Genomic DNA, 6,341 nt, shown 5'->3' with positions numbered 1-6,341 from the left:
GATTTGGTGCCGGGTGGTCAGGGTGTCGGGGTGGTCGGGGCCGAGAACCCGCTCCCGGTCGGGTAGCAGCTCTCGGAATAGCCGCAGCGCCTTGGCCGGATCACCGGTCTGCCCGGTCCAGGAGGCGATGTTGCCCCGGGTGGTCAGGGTGTCGGGGTGGTCGGGGCCGCGTGCGGTGCGGATGCGGGGGTGCCACTCGGTCCAGCGGGTGAGGTTGGCGCGGGGGGTCGGTAGCGGCCGGCGTTGCAGGGCGCGGAGAGCGGCGCTGATCTGCCCGTTCTGCCACAGATATTCTGCTTCGGATCCAGCGGCCCACCGGTACAGGGGATTGTCGGTGTAGATACCGGTGATGGGCGCGAGTTTCTCGACTTCGTTGAGCAGGATGCGCCGGCCTGCGGCCGGGTCGAGGGGCCGGCGGGTATGGCGACTGAGATGGTCGACGAGGGCGGGATGGAACAACCCGACCAGTTCTCCGGCGGTGCCGGGTTGGGAGCGCACGACGAGCCGGCCCAGCCGGGCCAGGACGTCGCGGACGTCCTTCGGCCGGTCGGGTCCGTCGAGCCAGCCGCTGGCCCCGGCGAGCAGATCGATCGGGATCACCGGCCCGGCGCCGGCGGCGGTGAGCGGGGTCAGCACGGGCAGGAGGTTGGCGGTCCATGCGGTGGCGTCGTAGGCGCCGGCCTGGTCGAGGATCCGGTCGAACAGCCCGGCCAGGAGCTCGGTCCGGCTGTCGCCGAGGTGCAGACGTTCGAGCAGGGTGTCGCGTTCGGTCTGGTTGAGCGCGGCGTAGGTGTCGGCGATCAGGCGTGCCAGCAGCCAGGCGCTGGCCCCGCGGGCGCACAGGTCCGCGAGGGTGTCGGCGGCGGCGGGCGGGACGCGGCGGCGCTGCAGGTAGCGGGCCAGACTGGCCGGGGCCGCGGTGTCGACCGTGAACTGCTGCCCGCCGGTCACCGCGGGGCCGGGCTCGCGGCTGGTCACGATCAGCCGCAGTCGGGAGAGGTTGGGATCCTCGGCCATGGCGACGAGAGCGGCTACGACGCCGTCGCCGGTGGTGTCGTCGAGCTGATCGAGACCGTCGACACCCAGCCGGATGATCTCATCGCCGGGCAGGTGCCGCAGCGGCCCGGTCACGTCGTGGACGAGGGGCGGTTGCTGGTCCAGTGCGTCCGCGGGTTGGCTGTCGCGGTAGGCCGCCACGGCCGTGCGGAACCCGGGAACGCTGTGATCGAGATGCCTGTGCAGAGCGTCGGTGAGGGAGTACAGGGTGGTGGTGCGGTCGAGATAGACCAGCGCATGGAGGAACCGGTCCGGGACCGTGGCCCTGGTCAGTTCAGGTCGGGCGAGCGCGCTGAGCAGCGTGGACTTGCCCGAGCCGGCCGGGCCGACCACGGCAAGCCAGCGGGCGCGGCTGGCGCGGGCGAGCAGCCCCTCCACCATCCGCGGCGTTTCCAGGCCGGTGGTGAGGTCGTCGGCCATCGCGCTCGCCGGATCGCCCGGGGGTGGGATACGGCCGGGGGCACGCTGCCGGTTGGGCGCCAGCCACAACCCGGGATCGCCCACGGCGGTGACTCGATGGCCGTCGAACGTGCTGCGCTGCGGTGACTGGCCGCGGCACGTGATCAGGTCATGGGCGTCCTGGCAGCCGATCCATGCACCGCGCCCGGCGTGCCCGGCGTGCAGCAGTTCGGTCAGCGCTCGGGTGAAGCAGCCGTCCGTGGCGGGCCGGTCGTCGGTCGCGGTCAGGAGGTCGAACCTGCTCCCCGCGGCCATGGCGACCGAGGCCACCCCGTGGGCGACCTCCACCGCGGCCTGCCCGCTGTGGCAGGCGTCGAGCAGAACCACCAGCCCGTCGATCTGGTCATGGTCGCGGAGGAGTTCCCGTAGGCGTTGCCCGACCAGCCACGCGTTACCGGTCGACGGGCGGTCCGGGTCGGCGCAGTCGTAGGGCAGGAGGTAGAAGTCGGACAGGCCCGTCGCGGTGGACCCGTCGAACCCGACCTGCCCATGGCCCACGAACGCGAGGAACAACGCCGACCCGTTGTCATGGGCGAACCGGAACGCCGTCATGACCCGAGCGGCCATGTCCGACAGCGTCGGGTTGAGGACGAGCCCTGGCTGGTCGCCGAGCGCGGATCCGCAGCGACCCACCAGGGGGTCGGTGAACGCGGCGTACAGTTCCTGCGCCAGCGTGGGTAGGAATGACAGGTCCCCCAGCGCCTCGCACTGCGACCCGATTACCAGAACCACCCGGCCGGTCACCGCTGCCCCCCGGCTTGGGGTGAGTCGTCGGTGGCGAGCGCGTCGGCAACCGGAGCGCCGACCGCCTTTTTGGTGAGGTAGTGGATCACGTCGTGTGGGGCGGACCCGTTGTCAACGGTGCGGTTATCAACCGTGCGGTTGTCGACGGCCCGGTTGGCGGGTGTCCCGGCTGGCGGTGCGCCCGCGGGGAACAGGCCGGTCAGGCCCGGTACCGCGGCCACGATGTCATCGTCTGCGGCGACGTTGACCCACCGGTCCACCCGCTCGGGGAACCGTGGCGGCTGCGGCTCGAGCCGGTCGTAGACGAGCCGGCGGATCCCCAACGGGCTACCCAACGTGACCAGCAGGGGAAGTCTGCCACCCATCCGACAGGCCGCTTCGAAGGCGACCACGGACCCGAGGGAATGCCCGATCAGCACCCGGGTGTCGTCACCGACGACACCGGCGACCCGGGCCTGCACCTGCTGGCGCAGCACGGGTTCGTGGAGGTAGCGCACGACCTGCACGAGCGCGCGGACGACGAACCGCTGCGCGACGGCCATCCCGAACGGGCCGAACCAGCGCAGCCGTGCTACCGCCGCCAACGCACCGCGGGCCACGTTCCCGACGCCCTGCAGCTCACCGAGCCTGCCCTCCAGCCGGGCCACCTCATCCTGGGCGGTACGCCGGTCCGCCTCGGTGCCCGCCGCGCCGGCGGCCCGGCGGAGCAGGACCCCGGCCAGTTCTTCGAGCGCCGCCACCTCGGACGGGTCGAGGTCACCCAGGTCGGTCGACCGGCCCTGCCGGTCCGGCGGGTCGAACAGGTCCGCGTAGAAAGCCATCTCGACGTCGAGCGCCCCGGCGGTTGCGGTGGATTGGCGCAGCCGGGCCGCGAGGTCGCCATGGCCGGCCTTCCACACGCCGTCGGCGAGCGCGGCCTGCCACGGGCCGGCCAGCGTCGCCGGACCCCGCTGCTGCTGGCCGATCCCATGCACGAACACCACCGCAGCCACCACCGGCACCCCCCGTCACCTGGCGTGAGCCGTGACTGTCCCACCGGTATTACACACCCGACCCGGCACATACCCGCACAGCATCGGCCAGTTACGGTCACACCGTGCTCGCTGCGCTGCTACCCGGTCTGCGAGACCTACGTGCACCGGTCGCCGCGGGCTACCTGTGGCTGTTCGGTCTGTGGCTCGTCTTCGCACCGCACCTCGAGCCCTCGGCGCATCCGACCGGCGTCGTTCACGACGTCGTCACACTCGGCAGTGCCGCCGGGCGGGCCGCCGTCACGGCAGCGGTCACCTTTGCCGCGTACCTGGTCGGCGTGGTTTCCATTGCCGCCAACCCGCTGATCAACCGGCTCGGGAATCTCCTCGCCGCCACCCGTCTGCGTCGATTCATGCCCCGCGCCCAATGGCAACGCGTTCGCGCCACGATCATATCGCTGGTGTATCTCCGCATAGACGAACGTTTCCTCACCGACGGCGTCATCCGCGCGGAAACAGCGAGACGGCTCCACGCGGTTCAGGTCACCGCTGCCGCACACGGCACCAGCCTCGCCGCGGGCTTCGAGGCGGATCCGGATATCGTCATCGAACAGGCCCGCACCATCCCGGCGGTGCGTGCCCGTCTCCTCGACGCGCTGCTCGACACCGCTGACCCCCAGGAAGAATGCCGGCTCGATCTCCTGCGTACCCCCGTCCGGATCGTGGGCCGTGAAGCCGACATCTACGCCGCCTACGACCGCTACCGGGCGGAATACGAACTCCGGATGGGCCTGGTGCTTCCCTTCACCTTCCTGATCGGAACTCTTGCGGTAACGGCAAACCCGTGGTGGGCGGCCGGAATATTCGTCTCAGCGATCCTGCTCTACCTGGGCGTGGCCGCGAACATCCAGGCCTCCACCGTTCTCACCGAATCAGTCGGAGCACGACGTATCGACCTACCCACCCTCGAACGCCTCGCCACACACGACCTGCCCTGGCGTGATGAGAACGGTGTGCTTATCCACCTCGCCGAACAATAGCCGGCGAGTAAAGCCCACTGACAACCACGAAACGAACATGCGACAGGAGCCGATGACGGTACTGTCACACGGAAGATTTTCACGTCTGTTTGAAACCCGCCCACTCCAGCTCCAGCCCGGAGATGCGGGTCTACCGGACCGAACCGGAGCCCTGCCCGGAACCACCACTGTTCTGAGTCGTTGCGGTCGTGGACGGCGGGCAGTGGATGAAGCGGGTGAGCTGGCCGGTCAACGGCCAGGACCGCCGGCCGGAGTCGTCCGGGCACCAGCCGAGCGCGGCGAGCGAGCTGTCAAGGCTGTGAAGGCTGTCCGGGAAGACCAGGTTGTAGGTGATCAGGTACAGCGCACCGGCGTCCGGACGCGCGGCGAGGAACGCCGGTATCGAGGTGTTCCAACCCAGCGGCGGTAGCACCAGGGTGTTCACCTCGGCGATCGGCGCCGCCAGCGAAGCGGATGCCGGGTAACCGTTGTAGTACGACACGTAGTACTGCTGTGCCTTGTACCACTGCCTTTCATCCCACCGCCCGGGGATCACGATCTGGATGTCACCCGGCCGGGCGGTCCGTTCGGCGGTGGCGACCAGCTCCCGCATGTCCCCGAGTAACAGGGGGCCGTTCGCGCTGGCCCGGATCTGGATGATCCGCTGGGTGCTCACCGCTGTCACGGCCACGGCTGCGGCCACAACCACTGCCAGCGGAACGGCCAGTACGGGGATCACCATGACCGACCGTCGGATTCGCGCTCGGGCGAGCCCGACCAGAGCCGATGCGCCGATACCTGCGACTACGTACAGTAACGGTAACACGAACAGATTGGCCCGCACGAAGCCGACCGGCCACTGTCCTCGCGTCGAGGCCAGCACGATCAGCAGCAGCGTTCCGCCGAGCGCGACCAGCAACGCCCGGCCGGCCCGTTCCCGTGCCGCGACATAGCTGCCGACCGCCCAACACAGCAGTGCCCCCGCGATCACGCACACGTGGAGTCGCTGGTCGGGGTCGGCCAGCAGCGGCGAACCGGTGAAGGGCGAGCCGAACTGCCCGTCCGGACGGGTCATCGCCGCCGTGAACGCGTTGCGCGGCAGCTCCCACCCGGCCGTGCGCAGCTGGCCGACCGCGGTGTTCCGGGTGATGAAGAAGTTCCGCCAGTAGGGATTCGCGGCCAGGTAGCTCTGCGGCAGGACGAACAGCGCGAGATGCACGGCCCCGGTGGCGCCGACCAGCACCGATCCGATCAGGCGCAGGACGGCCGGACGCCGTGAGCCCACCGCCTGGCCGGCGTCCAGCACATCCAACAGCAGCAGGGGAGCGAGGACGAACAGTGACGTGACGCTCATGACCGCGCATACCGCCATGCCCAGCTGCGCCCGCCACGGGGAGCCGCCGGCGGTCACGGCACGGCGCGCCCGCAGCCACAGGTACAGCGTGGCCACCGCGCAGGTGGCCTCCGGCAGGTAGGACTTCAGCTGCATTCCATAGACGAGCAGCCCGCCGTTGACGCTCAGCAGTCCGGCGACGATCGTGGCCGCGGGCCGGGAGAGCCACCACCGGCCCAGTGCATAGGTGAACAGCGACAGCGCGATCAGCGCGACGATCTGCGGCAGCCGCAGGACACCTTCGGTGTTGCCGCCAACCGTGACCGCCAGCTTCTCGACCGTGAACCAGCCGAATGACAGCGGCGCGTTCGCCGTTCTGAGGGTTTCGAACCAGCCTGCACCGACGCTGATGTGATAGGCGCGCCATGCCTCGTCGTACCAGAGCGGCCGGACCAGGGTCGGCCATAAGGCGACGATGACCGCGACGTCGAGTCCGACGAGCGTGGCGCATGCCAGCAGGTCTGAACCCGACCGCCGTGACGTCACCCTTCGACCGGAACAGCGTCTGGTTCTAGCCCGGTCCACGGCTGCGGATGTCAGCGACCGACGCATCTCCATGCTAGACATCGGCGGCACTCAAAGTTAGAAATCGGCACCCCTTCAGGCTAGAAACGAGCACTCCTTCAGGCTGGAAACGAGCACCCCTTCAGGCTGGAAACGAGCACCCCTTCAGGCTGGAAACGAGCACTCCTTCAGGCT

At 69.7% G+C, this 6,341-nt stretch carries 4 protein-coding genes; 1 reads left to right on the top strand and 3 read right to left on the bottom strand.

The window, feature by feature from the left end:
• Together U9977_RS02945 and U9977_RS02940 are read right to left on the bottom strand one after the other, a co-directional pair.
• The coding region (locus tag U9977_RS02945; RefSeq protein WP_322747592.1) for a tetratricopeptide repeat protein at nucleotides 1-2,259 on the bottom strand (2,259 nt) is incomplete at its 3' end.
• Nucleotides 2,256-3,242: a lipase family protein gene (locus tag U9977_RS02940; RefSeq protein WP_322747591.1), complete on the bottom strand. Its 987-nt coding sequence runs from the start codon at nucleotides 3,240-3,242 to the stop codon at nucleotides 2,256-2,258. The genes U9977_RS02940 and U9977_RS02945, both read right to left, overlap by 4 nt.
• Before the next feature lie 113 nt (nucleotides 3,243-3,355).
• Between U9977_RS02940 and U9977_RS02935 the strand changes: the two genes are divergently transcribed.
• Nucleotides 3,356-4,270, top strand: coding sequence for a hypothetical protein (locus U9977_RS02935; protein WP_322747590.1), 915 nt, complete (start codon nucleotides 3,356-3,358; stop codon nucleotides 4,268-4,270).
• Nucleotides 4,271-4,400: 130 nt separating this feature from the next.
• Here the strand turns inward: U9977_RS02935 and U9977_RS02930 are convergent, their stop codons facing one another.
• Nucleotides 4,401-6,128, bottom strand: a complete 1,728-nt coding sequence (locus U9977_RS02930; protein WP_322747589.1) for a hypothetical protein — start codon at nucleotides 6,126-6,128, stop codon at nucleotides 4,401-4,403.
• Nucleotides 6,129-6,341 lie beyond the last annotated feature (213 nt).

Origin of the sequence: Protofrankia sp. Cas8 (assembly GCF_963555845.1) — a bacterium.
In the GTDB taxonomy this organism is placed as follows: domain Bacteria; phylum Actinomycetota; class Actinomycetes; order Frankiales; family Frankiaceae; genus Protofrankia.
Note: the sequence above shows the minus strand (reverse complement) of the source record. Positions and strands in the feature narration are given on the sequence as shown.